Genomic DNA, 21820 nt, shown 5'->3' with positions numbered 1-21820 from the left:
GCCCTTTTTCTCTTCCTTCGCTTTTTCTTCCTCGTGTTTTCCGTCTGCTTCCTTCTTGGCTTTGCTGTAGGCCCGGGTGGCTTCCCGTTCCGCTTCGGACTGCTTTGTCTGCGCTTCGCGCTCTTTTTCCGCCCGGACGCTGTTGATCTCGCCTTTTTTCTGCTGTGCTGCGGCTCCAGCCTGACCGGCATAGTCGGCTTCGGCCGCATCCAGCTCGTTTTTCCATTCGCCGCGCAGCTGATCCACTTCCGCCTTCGCCCCGGCCTGCTGGTTAAGCTGCTTGTCCTTGGCCTCGGCCTCCGCCTGCTGGATTTGCGCGTGGCTGTCTGCTTTGGAGAGCTGCACCTTGCTGTCGAACTTGGCTTTCTCCTTGCTGTATTCAGCCTGCTTGGCACCCAGCTGTTTCTTCATTTCCGGAGCCAGGCTGTGATTCAGCCCGGCAGTCATGTCCGCCGGCACTCCCAGTACAGGCAGCTTTTTGGCTCCGGGAGCATGGCCGCCTTGCAGCTCTGCGGAAGCTTTCAGTGTGGAGCCGTCCGGCTCGGGGTAGATGTCATTTTCACCAAACGGGTGGTTAATCTGACCCAGCTCCGCCCGCTTGGCTGCTCCTACCTGCTGGGATGCCTCCTGGCTGAAGCCTTCGAGCTGGGACGGGTCTGCCTCGCCGGTCAGGCTGATTTCCGGCGACACCGCCGCAGCGGAACGAATTTCGCCCAACATGGCTTCCGGATTTCCGTCTGAACCTGAGGACCCGATGTCCATTCGTCCAAGATTCCCTGGTTGCGCGTTTCCGCCAGACCGTTCGCTTTTATAGCCGTCCGGAACGTCATGTTTCAGCGGCGCTATTTTCCTCCGGGCTTGCAGCGCTTTTCCCTTCAGTCCCGTGGGAGCGGGAATCACCGGCATTCCCTGCTTGGTCTTCTGCTTCTGCTTCGCCAGTGCTCCTGCGGACACATCTACAGCCTGGGCGTAAGCATCCCCTATCTCGGTGGGCTGAACATGGGTCAGCTGATCGAGAATTTGCCCCGGATCCTCCCCGCGGATGTTCACCTTCTTAGCCTTGGCCGGCTCTTCCTTCCCCTCTCCCGCCAATGCGCCCAAGGCATCTCCCAAGGATGGTTCCTTCGGTGCTCCCTTCTGTGCGGATTCCCCTTGGAAATCCTCCGCCTTAGAATTCTTTTCTGACTTTGTTTCCTTTTCCCCCTTAGACTCTTTGCCTTCGTTCACATTCTTCGCATCTTGGGCTTCGGCCACTTGCTCTTTCTCAGTTTCTTTAGCCTGAGAAGCTGCTGCTTTCTCTTTTCCGTCGGGCCGCTCTTCATCTGCTTTTCCTTTGCCCGCTTCAGCCCCCGAAGGTGAACTTTTCGCCAACGGTTTGCCCTGCTCTTTGAGTGTAGAGCTAACCTTTGCTATATTGCTGGGCTTTTCATTCTGCTGCGCTTTCGATTCAGTCTGAGCGCTAAGTGGTTTTACCTTTGCTTGTGCCGGTTCCGGCTTCTGCTCCTGAGGCTGCATCTGCTTACTTGCACTCGGCTCCGTGATGACTGAGGGCGTCGCTGGAGCCGGTTCCGCAAAAACAGGCTCCTGCTCAGCCGGAATATTTTCCGGGCTTCCTTGTCCTTGTTCGCCTTGCTTCGCCTCAGAAGAATTATCCGTCTTCTTCTCTTCCTTACGGCTATCCTTCAGGCTGGATAACAATTGAACTACGGCACGGTTGCCTAAGGTACGCTGGAGCGCCAGCTTGTCCTCCCGGCTCAAAGAAGCCGGATTTTGCCGGACACGCCGGATAATCTCCACCGGGTCCGGCATCTTTGTTGCTACTGGCCGTACGAACGTCAGTGGATTGGTGTATGGTTTATGGCTGCCCGATGTTTTCTCTTTCTCCTTGGTCGCGGTTGCTTGGGTCTGCAAACGGAGTCCCCCCTCTGTAAAAAATCGATCCTATAGAAGATGTAAAATCTATAGCGATTTTTACAGCCGGGATGACAAAGAAAACTATTTTTATTTTTAAAAAAATAAAGCCACCCCAAGTGGCCGTAAGCGGGCATATTTATCTATAACTGATTTCGGACTAAATCCGGGTAATAATCAAATAATTAGTACTTCCACCCAGCAAAGTTGTGTCATTAGCAGATAACATTCTTAAATCCATTTTAGACCCTGCATTAACTTTTACTTCTACTGAACCGGATACAGCTCCTCCTCCTGCAACAGGACTCGTTCGGTCATCCAAAAAAGTCCAAGGTGTTCCTCCCGTTGAATCGCCCGTATTTAAAAATAAAGCAAGCTGAAGTCTGTTCCCAGCCTGTTGAACACCTGTCATCTGCAGCGATGTAATGCGATAGTATCCGGTATGTTTTGCTGTCCATTGATAATTGACGTTATCAAATTCTCCGAGCTCATCAAAAGCGCTCTTATCTAATGCGATCCTTGTCCATAAGCTGCCTGTTACACGTTGAGCCGAACCAGCTTGAGCTTTTATTCTGGTAAGCCCCATTACAGTTTTGCCGTTCTCATCGTATTGCTCAATGAAAATAGCAGCTTTTCCAGTCCCATTCTCGTCATGGTATTTCCCATCAGAATAGGGAACCGTATTGGCTAACTTTATATATACATCTTGGATTAAAGCTCCTCCTGAAAAGCCCACTAATTTTTTCAAATTTCTCAGATAACCGCCTGCTTCATCTATCACTATTGATCTGCCTGTAACAACTTCTACAAAATAGTTCACTTGTGGTACGGTCCCGTTGATTTTATCTCCAATGGCTAATGTACTTGAACGAATTACAATATTTCTGCATTCTGAACTTGCGCCTAGTCTTATATATGCAGGAACTGTTGCCCCATAATTTCCTGTGGATTCATACCAATTTCCGGCAAACAGCATTGAGAAGCATCCGTTAAGCTCAACCGGATAGGTACCTTGAGAACCTTCCTTAACAAATTGACAATTTAAGAACCTACCTCCGGTACAATTAACCATAGTAATCGTATTATCGTTACCGAAAGTATATAGCCCTTCGCCTAGAAATTGATCGCTTCTTTCTTCCATATAAATTGCACACTTATTATAAAAAAGCTGGAGATTGTTAAACCGGTTTATATCACTTTGAGTTCCCCATACCCCGTATTCAAAATGTTCAATTTGAGCATCAATTAACTTTATCCCTCCGCCTCTCCAATCCCGTATTCCATAGGTTCCTGTTCCATACCATCCGTTTGATGCACTCACAGCGAACGGATTTTTTAAATTACCTCTTCTTTGACCTTTATAGAATAGAGTAATCTGTCTTAAAGTAAATCCCTGCTGACCAGAGAAACTGGGATTAGATGAATCTCCAAGACAAATAAACTCACCTTCTCCATAAAACTCAAGAATGGTGGCGTTTTCCTGACTTCTTCCATTGTTGTGACCGATAAATTCTACAGCCCGATTATTAATTTGAATTTTTCTATCGACTCTTATGGTGCCTTTTGGAAAAATAAACTTAGTGTTGCCCGAAGCAAGCGCCAGATTAATATTTGCTGATTGGTCCTCTCCGTTTGGTTTAACTCCATATTGTGAAATATACACGCCTAAAGTATCGTCCATGGGTTAACCTCTTTCTTTTTTATAGACTTATAAAAAATAATTACTATATAGAGTAAACTTAAGATATGTACATTAGGGACTTCGTCGGGACTACGGAGAATGTTTGGACTTCCAGCCGCTGTTGTCTGCAGATTTCTTGATTATAACCGCTGTTCGCGGTGGAAATCCGCAGACAAAGGCGGACGCTACCGCTCCTACAGTTCCAAACTTCCCCTCCATCCCTTTTCCCTTTTGTTAGTTTTTTTAGTTCACTCTATATAACAAATAAACGCCAGCCTCCTACTTCTCCCCGTCCACTGCTTGTCCCGATGCTTTGCGCAGTTCGTCTGCCAGGCGGTGGAATTCTGTTCTGGACTCCGCACTGCCTGCAGCCATGTAGGCGGCTTGAATAAAGGCAATAATCTTGTTGGCATCCTCTTTATTCAGCATGTAATCAATCACCTCCCCGGCCCAGCCGTCCGGCTGTTGGATCGTAGTCAGCGTGTTCCACCACCCCACATCGCCGCTGGACTGATTCAAATCCACATTCACACCATTAATCGGCTGCCCCAGTCCTTTGGGGCCATTGTCGTACTGATAGATGTGGATCCCCTCGGCCTTCCGGCCCCTGCTCCAGGCATAGGTCTGCCAGAACCCTGTGCAGGCTTTGGCCGCCATCGCAGCCTCAACAACTGCCGCGCTGCCGTAAACGCCAGTCCGATAATTTCGGGCGGCTTCACCTGCTGCCTTAAGATACTGAATTATCGTGTCCATCTGCTCCGCTGAAGCATCGAAATCTACAGCAAAGTAGATCCGGCTTCCTGCAGGCTGACCTACAGCTAGCGCCGTTTGAGCAGCGGCCGCTCCGTCAGCCAGACCCGCAGCGCGGCCTCCCAGCGCACGGCTCACGGTCGTTTCAAACACAGAGACTATTTGCAGTCCCCCTGCGCTGATGGCCGCCGCCTCTGACTTGGTAAGCCTTTTCCAGCCCGACGGCACGAGGTAACGGCAGGCGAATTCATATCCGCCCTCCCGGAACTGCTTCGCTAATGTCTTCGTCAGCGGTGCCGCGCAATCAAATCCCTTGGCCATTCTCCACCATCTCCTTTTCACATCATCTGGCTGTCTTTCCCTGCTATCCGATTATTATTTTCAGCAAAAGCCCGGCAGCCGCAATAAACAGCCCCGCACTGCTGATGATGGTTCCCACCAGCCACCGCTGGCTCTCCCCTTGCCGTACCTTCAATCTGGCCAGCTCATCCCGCATCTCATCCACACGCAGATGCGCCGATTTACTGCTCTGCATCGCTTCAAGTGCGATATCCCTGGCGCTGTTCATAATATCGAGCTTTGTTTCTACGCGGGTCAACCGTTGAAGAATTTCGTTCATGTCGTCTGGCATATCGTACCCCCGAACTGGAGCTGGTTGATCTCTCTGAATATAGACTCCAGGCTGCAGCCATTTGTGCAGGGCGGCAGCCTGGAAGCTGTTACAATAATGCACTTACACGCTTACGGTTCCATACCTGCAATCAGCTTGCCTGAGGAATAAACCGTGATTTTATTGGTGTCTGTATAATCTGTAGCCCATGTGTTGAAGGAATAATCGTTAGTCTGCGTATAAGCTGAATAATTTGATTTCCAGAACGTGCACTGGATTTGCACTTTTTCACCCGGCTTCAGGCTTCCGGCACCGCTGGAGAAGCTGATCTCCAGATAATAATCGCTTCCGTTTTTGCTTGCAGTCTTTTGAAAGCTTCCTTCGGTGTAGGATAGAATGTTTCTGCTGCCGGAGCCTGATACCCGTGAATAATCGGAATAGAAGCCCTGCATTCTCTCTCCATCAATGGTGTAGTAATATCTGAGCTTAATGTTTGACAGCTGGATGGTGCTGCTGCTAGTGTTCTCGAAGGAGATTCTTGGAGAAATCTTACTCGTGACACTGTTTCTGTTGCCGTTATACGATTGGACTTTGAATGCCTGAGTAACGGTTACGTACTGGACTGCCGTAGATACATTTCCGTTTGCATCGGTAGCGGTCCAGGTGACAGCTGTTTTTCCAATCGGGAAACCATCCGCAGGAGCATCATTCTCTAACGTGTACCCGAAAATATCGCTCACTGTCGCCTGACCCAAGGATACAGGAGTTTTGATCCCTGTCGCCGCGGCAGCTATGTCTGCTGGTGCTTTCAGCACCGGCTTCGTAGTATCCACCACCGTAATCTTCTGCACGCCTGTGGTTACATTGCCGTTCGCATCAGTTGCTGTCCACTTCACTTCTGTAGTGCCCAGCGCATAATCCTCTGGAGCATTGCTGGTGACGGTTACCTTGAAAATGTCCGTTCCTGTCGCCAAGCCAATGTCCACCGGAGTCTTAACCCCGGTCGCCTCGACTGTCTTATCGACCGGTAAGATCAGACCCGGTTTCGTGGTATCCACCACCGTGATCTTCTGCACGCCTGTGGCTACATTGCCGTTCGCATCAGTTGCTGTCCATTTTACTTCTGTAGTTCCCAGGGCATAATCCTCTGGAGCATTGCTGGTGACGGTTACCTTGAAAATGTCCGTTCCTTTTGCTTGGCCAATGTCTACCGGAGTCTTAACCCCGGTCGCCTCGACCGTCTTATCGACCGGTAAGATCAGACCCGGTTTCGTGGTATCCACCACCGTGATCTTCTGCACGCCTGTGGCTACATTGCCGTTGGCATCTTTTGCCGTCCAGGTGACTTCCGTTGTCCCCAGCGGGTAATCCTCAGGAGCGTTGCTGGTGACCGTCACATCATAGATATCTGTTGCAGTTGCTTGGCCAATCTCAACGGGTGTCTTCACTGCAGTGGCTTCTAAAGTGATATCTGCCGGCAGCTTGAGCACGGGCTTGACCGTATCCGTTATGGTTACTGTCACGATTCCAATTATGGCATTTCCGTTGGCATCCTTAGCCGTCCAAGTGACCTTTGTTGTCCCTAGCAGGAACTTCGCTGTGATGTGATCCCCTGAAGTGACCGGATGTTGATCGCCATATCCTGGAGCATCTGTAGTTAAAGTGAATGGAAACAGTTCCTGCACCTCAGGCACTTCCAGCTCCACTGGCGTTGCCAGGGCGGTTGCTTCCTTGGTCAGATTCAGGGAGCCTTTGAATTTCAGCACCGGCTGTGTGGTATCCACAACGGTAATGCGCTGCACCCCTGAGATCTTATTTCCGTTCTCATCCGTAGCCGTCCATGTGACCTCCGTTGTACCCAGCGGATAAGCTTCCGGGGCATCATTTACAAGCGTATATTTAAAAATATCCGATGCCGCCGCCAGACCAATCTCCACTGGTGTCTTGACCGCCGTAGCTTCCACGGTTTGATCCTCCGGCACAATGAGCACCGGCTTCGTCGTATCTACAACCTTGATCTTCTGCACCTTCGTGGACACGTTTCCGTTCTCATCCGTAGCCGTCCAAGTGACCTCGGTTGTACCCAGCGGATAGGCTTCCGGGGCATCATTTACAAGCGTATATTTGAAAATATCCGATGCCGCCGCCAGACCAATCTCCACTGGAGTCTTGACCGCCGTAGCTTCTACAATCTGGTCCTCCGGCACAGTCAGCACCGGCTTCGTCGTATCCACGACCTTGATCTTCTGCACCTTCGTGGACACATTTCCGTTCGCATCCGTAGCCGTCCAGGTGACCTCAGTTGTACCCAGCGGATAGGCTTCCGGGGCATTATTTACAAGCGTATATTTGAAAATATCCGATGCCGCCGCCTGACCAATCTCCACTGGAGTCTTGACCGCCGTTGCTTCCACGGTTTGATCCTCCGGCACCGTGAGCACCGGCTTCGTCGTATCCACGACCTTGATCTTCTGCACCTTCGTGGACACGTTTCCGTTGACATCGGTCGCGGTCCAAATGACTTCCGTTACCCCCAAAGGATAGGCTTCCGGAGCGTTGCTGGTAATCGTAACTTTATAAATGTCTGTCGCTGTCGCCTGACCAATCTTTACAGGAGTCTTCACTGCCGTGGCTTCCACCGCCAGATCCTCCGGCACAGTCAGCACCGGCTTCGTGGTGTCTGTCACTGTAATCTTCTGCACACCTGTGGACACATTGCCATGCTCATCCGTGGCCGTCCAAATGACCTCGGTTACACCTAAAGGATAGGACGCGGGAGCATTGCTTTTTACAGTAACAGCGAATAAATCCGTCGCCGTAGCTGTCCCGGTCTCGACAGGTGTCTGCAATGCCGTAGCCTCTGCCTGCACATCCTTCGGCACGCTCAGAACCGGCTTTGTCGTATCTGCCACAATAACCTTCTGCATGCGGGTCGACAGATTGCCGTTCTTATCCTTAGCCGTCCAAGTCACTTCTGTAACACCGATTGGAAATGCAGCCGGAGCGTTACTGGACATGGCAGCAATTCCGAAAATATCCGTTACTTCCGGCACCGCGAGCTGAACCTGCGTTTCCCGTCCGCTTGCCTCTACCGTCAGATCCGCGACTTCGGCAATCGCAGGGGCGGTTGTATCCGCTATGGTTATGGTCTGTGTTCCGCTGCTGATGTTGCCATTCGCATCGGTGGCTTTCCAGGTCACAATCGTTTTGCCCAGCGGATAGCTTGCCGGCGCATTGCTTGTAATCGTTACTGCAAACAAATCGGTTGCCGTCGCCTGTCCGATGTTGACAGGTGTGTTAACCGCTGTGGCCTCTTTGCTGATATCTGCCGGAACCTTCAGCACCGGAAGTGTTGTATCGGCAACAGTCACTTTTTGTTTGCCTGCAGTCACATTTCCGTTGGCATCCGTGGCCGTCCAGGTGACTTCAGTCGTACCGACCGGATAATCTGCCGGCGCATTGCTGGTTACCGCAACCGGAAAAATATCCGTGGCCGTGGCGATGCCAATCTGGACCGGTGTTCTTACGTCAGTGGCTTCAACCCGGACATCCTCAGGCACATGGAGTTTTGGACTTGTAGAGTCTATAACCTTTACATTCTGTGTGCTTATAGCCACATTGCCGCTTGCATCCGTAGCCATCCAGGTCACCTTGGTAACCCCTACCGGAAAGTCAATTGGCGCATCATTAATTACAGTAACTTTGAACAGATCAGTTACAGCGGGCTGACCGAGGGAAACTATGGATCTGACCGCCGTCGCCTCTACGGTGAGATCCGCAGGCGCTGTGAGCTTAGGTTTGGTCGTATCTACTATCTTGATCTTTTGCGTGCCTATGGTCGCATTGCCATTCTCATCGGTAACCGTCCAGGTCACTTCCGTCGTTCCCAGCGGGAAATCCGCGGGTGCATTATTGGTTATGGTTACCGGGAATATTTCCGTCACCACCGGCTTACCGATGTCTACCTTTGTTCTTTCCCCGGTCGCTTCTGCCGTCTTATCGCTTGGCAGCGTAACCAGCGGCTTGGTGGTATCAGTGATGGTAACTGTCTGCGTTTTCTTGGTGACGTTGCCATTCTCGTCGGCAGCTGTCCAGGTCACAATCGTTTGTCCGACAGCATAGCTATCCGGGGCATTATTGGTAACAATCACCTTAAAAATATCCGTAGCTGCCGCCTCTCCCAGTTCCACCGGCGTCTTAATTCCAGTGGCTTCTGCTGAGACATCCTTAGGCACTGTGAGCACTGGGTCAGTACTGTCAATAACGGTAACATTCTGAACCGCACTCGTGATATTGCCGTGCTCGTCAGTAGCCGTCCAGGTCACCTTGGTAACCCCTACCGTAAAATATTCCGGGGCATCATTGACAAGCAGCACATCGAATAAATCTGTGACCTGAGCCTTTCCAATCTCCAGCTCCATCCGCGGGCTGGTTGCCTCGATGGTGATGTCCTGCGGAATGGCCATTACAGGCTTGGTAGTATCTTTAACCGTAATCAATTGCTTGGCTGTAGAGACATTCCCGTTCTCGTCTTTAGCCGTCCAGCTGACCTCGGTCGTTCCTACCGGAAAGTCTGCCGGTGCATTATTCGTGATATTCACTTTAAAAATATCTTCCGCTGTCGCCGTACCAATGGAAACCGCAGTTCTTCTGCCTTCAGCTTCCTTGGTGATGTTCGCAGGTATTGTCAGCACAGGCTTGACCGTATCGACAACAATAACCTTTTGGGTAGCTGTAATGATGTTGCTGTTCGCATCCGTAGCCGTCCATGTGACCTTTGTCGTGCCGATAGGGAATTCCTTCGGAGCATCATTTACCACAATGACCGGGAAAATATCGGTTGCCGATGCCCCGGTGACCACAACCGGTGTTTTTACAGCAGCCGCTTCAACCACGATATCCCCCTGCACAGTAAGCACAGGTTTGGTTGTATCCTTCACTGTGATTTTCTGCACCTGTGAAGAGGTGTTCCCTACCGGGTCCACTGCGGTCCATTTCACGGTTGTTGTTCCGAGCGGATAATCCGCCGGGGCATCGTTTGTGATGGAAACATCAGGGACCGAAATATCCTTCACGGAGGCTTGCCCGATATCGGCAGACGTTCGAATCCCCTTTGCCTCAATCGTGATATCTGCCGGTACTGTGACTACCGGAACCGTTTTGTCTATCTTCACTTCAGTCTTTTGTACAGGAGTACTATTCCCCGCCTGGTCTACAGCCCAGAACGCAAGCGGTGTGATCCCTTCAGTCTGGACAGCAAACGCTGCCGTTGTTCCCGTTACAATCTTCTCTTCCCCGGCTGCACCCAGGATGTAGTGAATTTCCTTAACCCCCGAGTTTACATCCGAGGCCGTGAGGGAAACCGTAACATTGGTGCTGTTCCAGCCTTTTGCATTCGCCTCAGGGCTAAGAATGCTGGACATGACCGGACCGCTTTTATCGATTTTAACTGTTGCTGTCTGGGCAGCTTCGGCATTCCCGGTTTTATCCACAGCCCAATAGGTGACCGTAGTTGTTCCTTCTTGGCTAATCTCAACATCTGCACTGCTGCCTGACGTTTTCACGGCGTCATTCTCACCCAGCTTATAATAGAGGGAGTCGACACCTGAATACAGGTCCTCTGCGGCCAAATGAAGCTTCACCTTATCAAGGCTCCAGCTGCCGGATTCCGCCCCCGGCGCACTTACCGTTGTAACCGGGGCGCTTTTATCAATGTTAATGGGTCCAAAGGCCGTGATGGAATAATGGTTCTTATCCTCATCACTCGAAGCTGCGCTGTCCACAGCCTTACCCGTTGCCATCTGGCCCGCTCCTTCAGCGGTAAAGCTCTGATCGGAGGTCAGTGATTTAATCGCGGATAACGTATCGGTTGCCGTGTAATGAACCGTCACGGAATGATTGGTCCATGTTCCGGCAATGTAAGGAGCTCCGGCATCGTTTCGCGCCGTTGCCATAATCGCGGGCGGCGTGGTGTCGATCAGGTTGGAGCCCACGGCACCGATTTCCACCTTGAAGGTGACCGGCGGCAGACCCGGGACCGTAGCTTTTACATCCAGGGTCTTAATGACACCGGTACTCTTCGAGTAGACCTGATACCCTTCCCCCGCATAACCCGTGAAGGTGTTGGCGGCAGAGGCATACCCGTTGGCATCCGTTAAAACTGTGATTCCAGTACTGTTAAGCCCTCGCATAACCGCTGTAATCGTGCTGTCTTCAGAAGCTGTAAAAGTAACAGGAACCCCGGCAAGCGGGTTGCCTGCCAGATCCTTGACAGCTACCACCTGCGGGAGCATAAATCCGCGTCCGCCCGGAATGACCCCCGAAGCCTGGGACAATCTGATCTGCTGGAGCAGTGGTGACACTTCGGTCATTGACCCCTCCACATCACTTACGGCAAGCAGGTTCATCTGATAGGCCGCGTGGTGCAGGATGACTCCGAGTGTCGGGTCCAGCCCATACACTGAATCATATACGGATTGGTAGACAGAATTTCTGACCGTCTGCTTAGCGGGAGGTTCGGTATCATACACCGCCGCATACACTTTTCCTGCCCCGGCACCCGCCGGGTCGTCCAGGAACATTTTTCCCGATCCAAACACAGCCCCGGGAGCCAGCAACAAGATCAGGAGCAAAAGGCACAACCATTTGGTGATGATGCCTAACCTTCCTTGCTGCACATGCTTTACTTTTCTTTTTGAATGTTTCATCATGCATCCCCTAACTTTTTTTGTGTGTGATGAGCGTATCTATCTTGGCGAAGATTTGCCCCTCCTTTACTAATCAAAGGGAAATCCGGACAGGTTTTTACAACTGTTTATTCCGGTTCACATAAACTTCTATTTTGGTTTCAATCCAGGCTTCGAAATCACCGAGGACAAGGCTCAGCTCCGTTTTGGCCGTTTCCCCGAGCAGGGTCACAGCCTTTTCTTTAGCCAGCATGAACGCCTTCTCCATCGCCGCCGCATCAAAAGAACCCTGCTGCTTCAGCGCCTCCACGAACGTCTGGTTCACCGCAATCACCGCGGACTCAATGACATCCCCCGCCCGGTTCAGCAGCGTGTTCACGGCCTCGGCTCCGATCTTTTCTTCCAGGTGGGCTATTTCGCGTTTGGTATATGCCACAATAGCTTTTGCCATTAAACCCAGCAGCGGAATAACCAGCACAGTAAGAATGGTATTGATGATTTCCGGTGTAAAGTAATCCTTCATCCCCAACGCCTCCAAAAATGAAATTTCGACAATCAAAACTTATTCACCATCGTAAATAATGGTAATTCAAAGATTATTTTTACAACTATTCGAATAAAAATAGTAATCATGTAAATTTATGTTTTTGATAGTTGTGGAATCTATGGAATATTCTACTTGTTATATAAGGAGAGAAATCAGTCGATTCGCCCACACGGAGGATCGGGCCTGGGGGAACAGGCTGCACTGGCCAATCTGTTTTTGCAAAACTGAAAATGGGGGAGTAGTCATGATTACCTATGATGACGAGCTAGTTGAAACCTGCAGAAAACTGTTAAAACGCTCAGCATGGAGAATCCAGTACAAAACTCGCATTCAGCTGATCCGGGAAAGCAGCCCGCTGTATGACAATCAGCTGTATGACAGCAGCTCTGACAGCAGCTTTGAGACCATGGTGATTTCAGAGCTGTTTGTGGACGAGCTTCTGGAAACGATTCCTTGGGAGAAGTGCAGGTATATCATTAAAAAAACGGTGATAGAAGGCATGGCAGAACACGAGGTTGCGAGAGAGTTACATATGACTCAACAGGGGGTTAGCAAATGGAAGCGCAAGGGGCTAGAAATCCTGAAGGAATATCTCATCATTTCGTCGAAACAGTGAAAAAAGCGCAAAACGGTGACAAAGAATCCATGGAGGATATCCTAAGTCTTTTCTCAGTAGATATCGAATATTTGTCCAGGTTCATCATGCTGCCCCGGGAAGAGGCCATCCAGACCTTGAAGATCGAACTTATAAATATTGTTTATCAGGAACTATGAAGCTAAAACAAGAATATTCATTTCGTACACACTCTCCACATGAAGCTGTCAGTGCGACTGGAAATTGATTATACAAAGCTGCCAGGATTTGCTCCGGGCAGCTTTTACTGTGATGCCGGTTGTCCGCAAGCCAATTTGGGGTATGATATGAACCAATGGTATGATACGTCTTATGAAAGGATGAGCCGGATGAATCAGATGACCTTACAACAAGCTATTGCCCCGCTGAATCTGAGAAGCTGCCTAATCAGCACCCATGGCGAGCTTAGGTTTGAGCATTATCGGGATGACCGCACCGCTTCCGAGATTGCCAAGATCAATTCCTGTACCAAAAGCGTGCTTTCCTCGCTGATCTGCATTGCAATGGATCAAGGCCTGCTGCCGGCCCCTTCGTCAAGCGCTGCCGAATTTCTCCCGCAGCTCCGCCGGGACAAGGACACACGTAAACAGGAGATAACCTTGGAACATCTGTTGACCCTGTCTGCCGGTTTTCGCTGGAGCGAATTCGGCGGGCTCAATTCCTTCCCCAAGATGACCCGCTCCCCCGATTGGGTGGAGTATGTGCTGGAACAACCGCTTGCGGATGCTCCTGGGACACGCATGGAGTACAACTCCGGGATATCGCAGCTCTTATCCGCCATTCTGGTTCAAGGCTCGGGGATGACCACGGCACGGTTTGCCGAGCAATATCTGTTTGGACCGCTTGGAATTGAGGAATATCAATGGGAGGCTGATCCTCAAGGCATTCATACAGGCGGGTTCGGGCTTAAGCTGACGCCGTCAGCTCTGTTGAAATTTGGACAGCTCTATTTGCAGCAAGGGTGCTGGGAGGGGGCACAGCTGATTTCGCGGGAGAGGCTTGCACGTTCAGTGACAACGGCCATGCATGCGGAAGCTCCCCGCCGCGGAGGGTACGGCTGGCATTGGTGGACAGATTCCTATCCTCATGCTGCTGGTGACGGGGAGCCTCCAGCCGCCATTCCATTTTATTACGCCAGGGGGTATGCCGGACAATTTGTGTACGTATTGCCGGAGCCTCAGACGGTCGTCGTTCTGACTCAGGATAACAAGCACGGCAAAAACAATCCGCCTGCGGATGTCTTCAGCGAACACATTGCGCCTCTGCTTGTGCATCCTGACTGGCTGTAGATGCCTGTATACGCTGTTTCCTTTGGTTATTCCTCACTATGTACGCATAAATCCCCGTTAACCTTAAGTATAAGGCAACGGGGATTATGTGCTAACTCCTGTATCCAATTCTATCATTTCCTCCAAGTAACAAGCCATATCCCTGACATGGTGATTGTTCTCAAATTCAACTTACTTTTACCCGTACTCTCCTGTTCGGAGCATTAATCCATGTCCTGCATATGGGGGTGAATTCCCGCGTACACGATTCCACGAAAAACGTTTTCACCGGCGTTTTTCCTGTTGTGAATATCGTATTCGTACGCTTCGCTAACCTTTTTCAACGGAATCACGCTCTTTCTTCCGCAAGATGGCTCTTGCTTGAATGAATAGCTTTTTCCCTTACAAAAGATTTGCTGCCCTGGTTACCCGCATCCCCACGGTCTGCCGAAAGATGTTGTCACGTCCACCCTTCTACCCGCAGCCGATTCCGGCATGCTTCGCTAACTCAGTACATTGGATTCTCTCCTTTCCTACATTCATTGCTAAATTTAGGAATGAGACAGTCACCCGGGTAACCCCTGATCTTTGCTTAGGTAGGTTCCTGTGGTGATGTCTACATTCTAACGCATAAAGGATAAAATTTAAAACTTCAAAAGCCTGTATATTCCCGCCTATTTCCTGAAAATTCGCCATTTCCTTGCCTGATCTTCCCAAGCCTAAGAATTGCTGAGGATTATTGCGTTTTGTTTGCGTTTTCATTTCCAGCTAACCCTTTTCAATTCCGACGGCCTTCGTTAAGAATAGGGATGTGGGGATGTTGTCCAGAAAAAACGGCCAGCCCGCAGGAATACTCCTGTTGGCTGACCGCTTCTTTTTTTACATAGACAAGCTCTGGGCTTTGTTTCTCCGCAACAGCACGGCAACTAGATAGATTCCATACAGCAGATACAGGATATTTAATACTGAAACCACCAGAATCTCCTGGTCCAAATTTTCATTGCTGACCATAGCGAGCGCATCATAAATAAAATGAAATGTAATCAAAGGAATGATGTTGTCCGTTGTTTCAATTAACAGCGCCAGGATACAGCCCAGCAGCAGCGCATTGATCACCTGAAGAACAATATGTATAAGATCGGTTCCGTTCAGCGCATTGGCCATATGCAGGATGCCAAAAAACACTGAAGAAAAAACAATATAAAACACAGGTCCCTTGAACCGGAGCTTCTCCCGGATGATCCCCCGGAAAATCGTTTCTTCTGTAAAACCGACACAGACGGTCAGCAGAAGAATGCTCCCCACCTCAATCCAGGAAAGCTTAGTGTTAATCCCGGCCATTGCCGGCTGAAGCAGCGCGATGACCAGCAATGGAATGTAGTAAAGCGCCCGCTTTTCCTTTGCCCCCTCGAACCTTTTGAATCCATAGCTGCCACGCGGCCTGCGGCTTCTGCTCATATACACCGTAACTATCACGGCCATGAGGAAAAAGGCGCAAGCCTGGGCGAACCGGATTCCCGTGTCGTCAAGCTCCATGATGCTCGCTGCCGCTGAAGCTGCCGATACCAGCAGAGTCAATACTATGCCCAGCATGAGTGAAAATAAAACCGGATGTCCTTTTTTTGCCAAGTGCTCTTTCATAGCTCGTCTCCCTTATAATCATTTGCTGTTTCCATTGGCCCATGAGGTCAATAACGGATTAATTGTAATACTTCTGTTGGAATTATTCTATTAAAAAGTCAAGAAACGGGCAGTGATTGCCTGTTTCTTGACTTGCCTAGTGGCTGGCCCGCTTCGACACTGATATCGATCTTATGCCCGACCTCAGTGGTGACATACACTTTCCAGTGTCCGGTCACCCCGCTGCCGTCAGACATGCGAGAGGTTCTTGTCAGGCTTTCAGGCATTTTCAACCTTCATATAGCTAATTTGGAATCCAATCGGAAATATACCCCGCAAGGATTTTGGAAGTGATAGCAAAATACATGCGAACAACACATCCCGGACCGAATTTCCCCTGGGGGAATTTAACAACTCCTAGCTTACGATCGATCCGCGGCTGATGCGGACAGGAAATCCCTTAATGGGGAGGATTCCTCCATTCCGCAACACAAACGGACTGAGATTCCGCTGTTTGGCTTTTTCTCCCCTCATTTTAGGCATATCAAACGAAATAACGGCTTCTGAGTCCGAAACAACCAGAAAAGAAGACTTTTTCACAAAACTTCACTCCGCTGGTAGAACCTAATCCTCCTGCACCGCCTATATCTTCTGAAGCTTCCAAGATATCCGCATTGTTTCCGCATTGCCTAATTCCCTAAACAGTAAAATAACCGGAAGGATAACACAGCATTTCACTGTCTCCTTCCGGCTATTTATCTGATATCTGCAAGTGATCATTGGAGGTCTTTCTATAAAGAGAAAAATAAATAGGTCAGACTCATAATAAAACCAGGTGAAGGTTGTAAATTCTACTTTTTTACAGATGATATTCAAACTCTTTGCTTGTACCAAGTCAGAAAATGAGACCTTACACTACGTGCAGCTATCCTTTGGGTATACCTCTTTGAGAGTGTCCTGTACGCCTATGTTAGTCCTAAGATGAAAAAACAGACTTCGGTATATAACCGCGCGCTGTTCACTACCAATTAATGTTACGTACATTTTATAGTTCTAAAAGTGTTATTCATTAGGTATTGTAAAAAAGTCCTCTATTGAAGTGATATCATCATTAGTCCCCAGTTCAGTAACCTTGCCTTCCGAATTGACTAGTCCGTACCTTGCAATCCCGCCCATAATAGCCATGTTATAATATACGTACTCACCAGTAATTTTAGGCCGTATCCCCTCTTCCGATACAACACCAACATTTCCTTTAAAAGCCAAGCCTTCTTTGTTATTTATGAGCTGAATAGAATCATTCGAGGTACCAATCTTAGCCTGCCAAGTCTTGTAATCGATGTTGTTTTTTATTTGATGATATTCGATTACATCACCATATAAATAAAAGTATTGATTAGATTCACCTTTTGGAAAATAAAAAACGTCATTGTTATTTACCTTACGATCAGCAGAAGGAGAGGTAAGGGCATCAACTTTGGGTGTCTCAGAAACTGCAGCTTTCCTTCTAACGGACAAGTTGCCCGACTCCAAATCTTGAATTGTTTGATTAGTTGGTTTGGCAATATACACAGTCTGCTTTTGTTGTTCCCAGACGACAACAGCTCCAGATGCTTCACTGATAACCCGAAGCGGAACAAGGACTCTGCCATTAATAATAGAAACAGGAACCTGAATTTCTTTGCGCTCATTACCAATCATGACATATTTGCTGTTTAATTTGAATGTTGACGTCTGCAGCGTTATCTTATTGACTACAGTAACTGTCTTTGATGCATTGTCCCAGGATATTGTTGTATTGGGAAGTTCGCCTATGGTTTTTACAGGGACTAATGTAACCCCATTTTTAAGTATTGGGATGACCTCTGTTTTTACAGTTTTACTATTAACGATAATTGAAGGAGTGTTCGCAGCAAATACATCAGTTAAAGGCATTAAGCTTAAAAATGCAGCAAGAGTTCCTGATAGGATTTGTCTTTTATTCATAAAATGAGCCTCCTTGTTTTTAATGTCACTTTTTATTAGACGCTTATTTATGGTAAAAAGTTTCATTAAATAACAATACCTGCACATTCTTGTGCAGGTATTGTTATTATTACTTATTTAGTTTGCGTTTAAGGACGCACTCAGTGGGACATAAGAGTTCAGATTAAAACTTGATGCCGAACCGCTGGGCAATGGAGTATAAGGAACGCTGCTATTCCAATCAATCCAAGTACCATCCGTCTTCTGGAGTTTAAGCAATGTGAAGCTTCCTTGGCTATAGCTGGAAGCCCCTTGGTCATCAAGACCGAAAACCATTTTAGCAGTGCTGGCACTCCCCAGTACGTCATTACCATGTGAATCAAGAATTGAAATGGAATTCCATATCTTTACACCATTAATCCAGACAGAAATAGTATGATTCACTCTGTCATGCAACAACTGAATAGGAACGGTAGCACCTGGGGTAATACCAGTGATATCATCTTGACTTGTACCAATTATTGGTTCTCCGCCAGGAGATGTAATCTTAATGGGAGTACGGAATTTGGTACCTGTATACGAAATGCCAGCCTCTACGATTGCGTTCCCAAGTCCAAAATACCAATCGACATAACCTCCTGAAACATTCAAGGTTGTTGGAATCTTTATACTGCCTTTGATGCCAATATAGCTAGCGTTTGTAGCAAATACACGAAGTGTTGTCTCGGGTCTGGGTGTTGACATATAAATTCCTCCATAATATGAGATGAGGATTAAGGACAAAGCAACGATTGTGTGTCCTCACTTTCGTTACCACTAATCATCCTCTCACTTATTAGGGGAATTTTAGTAATCATAATACAACCTACTTTTTTGCTGGCACTTTACAGGATTCACCTCTAAAAGGTAGAGGAACTGCCCGCTTCTTGACTTGCTTAGTGCTGGCCCGCTTCGACACTGATATCGATCTTATGCCCATCCTCGGTGGTGACATATACTTTCCAGTGCCCGGTCACCCCGCTGCCGTCAGACATGCGAAAGGTTCTTGTCAGGCTCTTACCAGGCTTCACATCCACAAAGCCGTATTTGTACGAGCCACGGGTTACATTTGCAATAACCGTTCCCTGGCTACCGTTATTTGTAATATTTATCACTAACTCCTTTCCGTAATCCGGAACGGTCTTGAAAGTATTCGTAAAGCCGCCGCCTCCCCGTTGTCTGGTCTCCCGGATAAACAAAACACCGTCATGAGGAACTGGACCAGAACCATTCTCCATTTCCAGCGCTTCACCCGCAACCTCCGTTAATCCGGTGTCAGCGGATATTTTCTCTTCCGCCACATTCCCTGCGGCTCCTGCCGTCTCTTTGTGTTTTCCTGCCGGTTCCCAGGCAAATATTAGAACCAGGAGTATCGCAATCACAGAGGTTGTCACAATGACATAGATACGGAACCATCTTTTGCTCATAATCCTATTGGTTTCAGGCATATTATCCTCCTTACAGCTAATTTGGAATCCATAGGTAAATATACCCCGTATTTAATTGTTTTTAAGTTCATTTTATATCATAATAGTATAATTTCGGAAATGATAGCCGAATATGTACGAATGACACCCCCATAAAAAACAATAGCCGGAAGGATAACACAGCATTTCGCTGTGTCCTTCCGGCTATTTTCTGATAGCTCCAAGGGTCTATTGAATTAATGGCTTACCAGGTAAGCGGCATCCAGGATGAGCGCAACCCGGCCATTCCCAAGAATAGTCGCTCCCGAGAGATGGTTCAGGGTTCCCAGATAAGCTCCAAGTGACTTAATGACAACCTCCTGGTTGCCGATAATTTCATCCACGGCAAAAGCGGCGATCTTATCGACAGACCTGACGATGACCAGCGGAATGGTCTTGGTGTTCCGCTCCCCCCGGGGATAATGCAGTTTGTCCCTCAGCCAGGAGAGCGGCACAATCCGCCCGTGGTTGATTATAGCCTGCTCTCCTTGAACGACCTGAATCTCTTCCGGGACGATGCGCACAATTTCGGCGACATTGTACATCGGAAGAATTAGGACCCGGCCGGCAACCTTCACAAGCAGTCCCTTGATAATAGCCAGCGTGAGCGGGAGCCGGATCGTAAAGACGGTCCCCTTGCCCGGCTCTGTCCCGATATCGATAATACCATTCAACCGTCCGATCTGACTGCGAACAATATCCATGCCGACCCCCCGGCCGGAGACCTCGCTGACCGCTGAGGCCGTCGAGAAACCGGGTTCAAAGATCAGATGGACCGCCTCCTGAGCGGTCAGGTACCCGGCCTGTTCTTCGGTAATGATTCCTTTACCGAGTGCCGAAGCTTTGATTCTCCCGGCGTCGATGCCTTGCCCGTCGTCTTCCAGGCGGATAACCACATGATTCTCTTCATGAAAAGAAGTCAGGGTAATCCTTCCCTTAGCCGGCTTCCCTCCAGAGACACGTACTGCGGGACTCTCGATCCCGTGGTCCGCGCTGTTGCGGATCAAATGGATCAGGGGATCGCTCAGCTCTTCAATGATCATCCGGTCCAGTTCGGTTTCACCGCCCTGGATCAGCAGCTCAATGTCCTTGTCCAGCTTCTGGGCCAGGTCCCGGACAAGCCGGGGGAAACGGCTGAACAGCTGATCAATGGGCAGCATTCGCGTCTTCATTACACCTTCCTGGAGCTCCTTGATAATACTGCCCATGTGATCCGACACGCTGCCTATGTCCGGAAGGACTCTGGCCGGATCTGAACGCTGCCCGGCAGTGCTCAGATCGGCCAGGGAGGTCTGCTGTATCAGCAGCTCACCCACTAGATTCATCAGATGATCCAGCCGCTCCACGTTTACCCTCACCGTTGGGGTGCCTTTTCCACGTTCTTCGGCCTTCGGGTTCGCCTGCTGGGCGGATACCTCAGGAGTATCAATCATCCTTTCTGCTTCTTTGGAAAACTTAATCTTATATGGAGCAATGTGCAGACGCTGAATATCAGAATCATCACCAAGCTGGTCCTGAATCACCTGCAGCTCCTTCGTAGCGGCAGCCACAACGGTAAATTGGCCGTAACGTTCATCTTCATCTGCACCCTGAGTTACCGCCGGGAAAAGAGAGACAGATATGACCGTTCCACACACAGCCTCGATTCGCTGCAGCAGGATAAAATGTCTTGCGGCCTTCATCAGACAATCTTCTTTCAGCGTAATGCTTACAGCAATCAACTGCTCTCCTGCGCCCACAGCCGCCTCCGCCAGAAGCGTCTCCGCAGCGTTCAGAGCCGGGAGCGTGTTCCGCTCCGGTCCGGCAGGCTTGCCGAGGAGTGCCTTGATCTCGGACACTACACTGCTGCAGTTGGTATATTCACTGCCGCTGATATACTCTGTCCGCAGCAGCTTCATCGCATCCAGCGCACGGAACAAGGTGTCAATCAGCATGGAGGTGATCTTGGGTTTCTTTTCCCGTACCCATTCCAGAATATATTCCACTTCGTGAGTCAAGTCACTCATTTCCTTGAAACCCATGGTGGAGGAAGACCCTTTAATGGTATGCGCAGCACGGAAAATAGTCTGGATCAGCTCTGAGGACGGCGATTGCTCCAAGGCCAGCAGCGACTGGTCCATCCGTTCCAGCTGATCGTTCAACTCTTCGATAAAAATATCGCGGTAGGCAGACAGCTCCATCATCATCAATCGTTCTCCTTCCTAACCGCCCAATATTTCCTCAAGCTTCAGAATGCCGATCAGCTGGTCCTCGCGTTGACCGATGCCCAGAAATACCCCTTCCCGGCCCCGGCCTTGTCCAGTGGAAGGAGGATGGATCTCTCCATAAGTGGTGACTTTATTCACCTTGTCTACAATGAGTCCCACAAATTCATCCCGGTAACGGACCACTACAATCCGTGTGGCCCGGGTATACGGCTCATCAGACATGCCCAGCAAATTACGCAGGCTCATTACGCAGACCACCTTGCCGCGGAGATTGACGACCCCCTTCACTTCATTCCGGCTGAAGGGAATATCCGTAATACTGAGCATTTTGATAATTTCATGCACTTCCTCAATGCGGATGGCGCAAGTTTCCTGGCCTACGGCAAGCTCTATATATTGTTCCTTCTGCAGTGTTGACATCATAACACCTTCAGTC

General features: G+C 49.3%; 16 protein-coding genes and 1 pseudogene. 3 read left to right on the top strand and 14 right to left on the bottom strand.

What is annotated here, in order from left to right; genetic code table 11:
- The 6 genes and pseudogenes from BLQ82_RS27985 to BLQ82_RS27960 all read right to left on the bottom strand — a co-directional run.
- Positions 1-1911: pseudogene (locus BLQ82_RS27985) on the bottom strand (HNH endonuclease); the annotation flags it as partial.
- A 160-nt stretch (positions 1912-2071) separates the two neighbouring features.
- The gene (locus BLQ82_RS27980) at positions 2072-3592 is read right to left on the bottom strand and encodes a hypothetical protein (RefSeq protein WP_062521534.1); all 1521 of its coding nucleotides are present in this window, start codon (positions 3590-3592) and stop codon (positions 2072-2074) included.
- 279 nt (positions 3593-3871) lie between these two features.
- Positions 3872-4663 (bottom strand): glycoside hydrolase domain-containing protein, encoded by a 792-nt coding sequence (locus BLQ82_RS27975; protein WP_062521532.1) that lies wholly within the window; start codon positions 4661-4663, stop codon positions 3872-3874.
- Between the two features lie 43 nt (positions 4664-4706).
- The gene (locus tag BLQ82_RS32445; RefSeq protein WP_020429235.1) at positions 4707-4973 is read right to left on the bottom strand and encodes a hypothetical protein; all 267 of its coding nucleotides are present in this window, start codon (positions 4971-4973) and stop codon (positions 4707-4709) included.
- 110 nt (positions 4974-5083) lie between these two features.
- A complete protein-coding gene (locus BLQ82_RS27965; protein WP_074648734.1) occupies positions 5084-11659 on the bottom strand; it encodes an HYR domain-containing protein in 6576 nt (2191 codons plus the stop codon).
- A 97-nt stretch (positions 11660-11756) separates the two neighbouring features.
- A complete protein-coding gene (locus tag BLQ82_RS27960; protein ID WP_062521528.1) occupies positions 11757-12161 on the bottom strand; it encodes a hypothetical protein in 405 nt (134 codons plus the stop codon).
- Between the two features lie 268 nt (positions 12162-12429).
- Between BLQ82_RS27960 and BLQ82_RS27955 the strand changes: the two genes are divergently transcribed.
- From BLQ82_RS27955 to BLQ82_RS27945, 3 genes are all read left to right on the top strand, one after another.
- A complete protein-coding gene (locus tag BLQ82_RS27955) occupies positions 12430-12801 on the top strand; it encodes a hypothetical protein (protein ID WP_062521526.1) in 372 nt (123 codons plus the stop codon).
- Positions 12741-12959, top strand: coding sequence for a helix-turn-helix domain-containing protein (locus BLQ82_RS27950; protein WP_062521522.1), 219 nt, complete (start codon positions 12741-12743; stop codon positions 12957-12959). Before BLQ82_RS27955 ends, BLQ82_RS27950 begins: the two co-directional genes overlap by 61 nt.
- Before the next feature lie 189 nt (positions 12960-13148).
- Complete coding sequence (locus tag BLQ82_RS27945; protein ID WP_062521550.1) at positions 13149-14108, top strand: serine hydrolase domain-containing protein; 960 nt, start codon at positions 13149-13151, stop codon at positions 14106-14108.
- 453 nt (positions 14109-14561) lie between these two features.
- On the opposite strand, the gene BLQ82_RS27940 is transcribed toward BLQ82_RS27945, so the two are convergent.
- The 8 genes from BLQ82_RS27940 to BLQ82_RS27905 all read right to left on the bottom strand — a co-directional run bounded on the left by BLQ82_RS27940 (position 14562) and on the right by BLQ82_RS27905 (position 21807).
- Positions 14562-14849, bottom strand: coding sequence for a hypothetical protein (locus BLQ82_RS27940; RefSeq protein ID WP_062521519.1), 288 nt, complete (start codon positions 14847-14849; stop codon positions 14562-14564).
- 117 nt (positions 14850-14966) lie between these two features.
- Positions 14967-15728, bottom strand: a complete 762-nt coding sequence (locus BLQ82_RS27935; protein ID WP_062521517.1) for a CPBP family intramembrane glutamic endopeptidase — start codon at positions 15726-15728, stop codon at positions 14967-14969.
- Between the two features lie 98 nt (positions 15729-15826).
- A complete protein-coding gene (locus BLQ82_RS32220; protein ID WP_157243777.1) occupies positions 15827-15994 on the bottom strand; it encodes a hypothetical protein in 168 nt (55 codons plus the stop codon).
- Positions 15995-16769: 775 nt separating this feature from the next.
- Positions 16770-17693, bottom strand: coding sequence for a copper amine oxidase N-terminal domain-containing protein (locus BLQ82_RS27925; protein ID WP_062521513.1), 924 nt, complete (start codon positions 17691-17693; stop codon positions 16770-16772).
- Positions 17694-17810: 117 nt separating this feature from the next.
- The gene (locus BLQ82_RS27920; protein WP_062521511.1) at positions 17811-18416 is read right to left on the bottom strand and encodes a hypothetical protein; all 606 of its coding nucleotides are present in this window, start codon (positions 18414-18416) and stop codon (positions 17811-17813) included.
- Positions 18417-18607: 191 nt separating this feature from the next.
- Positions 18608-19159, bottom strand: coding sequence for a hypothetical protein (locus BLQ82_RS27915; protein WP_062521509.1), 552 nt, complete (start codon positions 19157-19159; stop codon positions 18608-18610).
- A gap of 215 nt (positions 19160-19374) precedes the next feature.
- Positions 19375-21363 (bottom strand): chemotaxis protein CheA, encoded by a 1989-nt coding sequence (locus BLQ82_RS27910; protein WP_244281035.1) that lies wholly within the window; start codon positions 21361-21363, stop codon positions 19375-19377.
- Between the two features lie 15 nt (positions 21364-21378).
- Positions 21379-21807, bottom strand: a complete 429-nt coding sequence (locus BLQ82_RS27905; protein ID WP_244281033.1) for a chemotaxis protein CheW — start codon at positions 21805-21807, stop codon at positions 21379-21381.
- Positions 21808-21820 lie beyond the last annotated feature (13 nt).

It is taken from the genome of Paenibacillus jilunlii (genome assembly GCF_900102965.1).
GTDB classification, from domain to species: domain Bacteria; phylum Bacillota; class Bacilli; order Paenibacillales; family Paenibacillaceae; genus Paenibacillus_AQ; species Paenibacillus_AQ jilunlii.
This window is presented reverse-complemented; position numbering and strand designations above follow the sequence as displayed.

Excerpts from the sequence above, each read along its gene's own strand:
- BLQ82_RS27955 (WP_062521526.1), top strand. The coding sequence starts at position 12,430 with ATGATTACCTATGATGACGAGCTAGTTGAAACCTGCAGAAAACTGTTA.
- BLQ82_RS27965 (WP_074648734.1), bottom strand. The coding sequence starts at position 11,659 with ATGAAACATTCAAAAAGAAAAGTAAAGCATGTGCAGCAAGGAAGGTTA.
- BLQ82_RS27920 (WP_062521511.1), bottom strand. The coding sequence starts at position 18,416 with ATGTCAACACCCAGACCCGAGACAACACTTCGTGTATTTGCTACAAAC.
- BLQ82_RS27915 (WP_062521509.1), bottom strand. The coding sequence starts at position 19,159 with ATGCCTGAAACCAATAGGATTATGAGCAAAAGATGGTTCCGTATCTAT.
- BLQ82_RS27950 (WP_062521522.1), top strand. The coding sequence starts at position 12,741 with ATGGAAGCGCAAGGGGCTAGAAATCCTGAAGGAATATCTCATCATTTC.
- BLQ82_RS32220 (WP_157243777.1), bottom strand. The coding sequence starts at position 15,994 with ATGCCTGAAAGCCTGACAAGAACCTCTCGCATGTCTGACGGCAGCGGG.
- BLQ82_RS27905 (WP_244281033.1), bottom strand. The coding sequence starts at position 21,807 with ATGATGTCAACACTGCAGAAGGAACAATATATAGAGCTTGCCGTAGGC.
- BLQ82_RS27910 (WP_244281035.1), bottom strand. The coding sequence starts at position 21,363 with ATGATGATGGAGCTGTCTGCCTACCGCGATATTTTTATCGAAGAGTTG.
- BLQ82_RS27940 (WP_062521519.1), bottom strand. The coding sequence starts at position 14,849 with ATGAAAACGCAAACAAAACGCAATAATCCTCAGCAATTCTTAGGCTTG.
- BLQ82_RS27975 (WP_062521532.1), bottom strand. The coding sequence starts at position 4,663 with ATGGCCAAGGGATTTGATTGCGCGGCACCGCTGACGAAGACATTAGCG.
- BLQ82_RS27945 (WP_062521550.1), top strand. The coding sequence starts at position 13,149 with ATGAATCAGATGACCTTACAACAAGCTATTGCCCCGCTGAATCTGAGA.
- BLQ82_RS27935 (WP_062521517.1), bottom strand. The coding sequence starts at position 15,728 with ATGAAAGAGCACTTGGCAAAAAAAGGACATCCGGTTTTATTTTCACTC.
- BLQ82_RS27960 (WP_062521528.1), bottom strand. The coding sequence starts at position 12,161 with ATGAAGGATTACTTTACACCGGAAATCATCAATACCATTCTTACTGTG.
- BLQ82_RS27980 (WP_062521534.1), bottom strand. The coding sequence starts at position 3,592 with ATGGACGATACTTTAGGCGTGTATATTTCACAATATGGAGTTAAACCA.
- BLQ82_RS32445 (WP_020429235.1), bottom strand. The coding sequence starts at position 4,973 with ATGCCAGACGACATGAACGAAATTCTTCAACGGTTGACCCGCGTAGAA.
- BLQ82_RS27925 (WP_062521513.1), bottom strand. The coding sequence starts at position 17,693 with ATGAATAAAAGACAAATCCTATCAGGAACTCTTGCTGCATTTTTAAGC.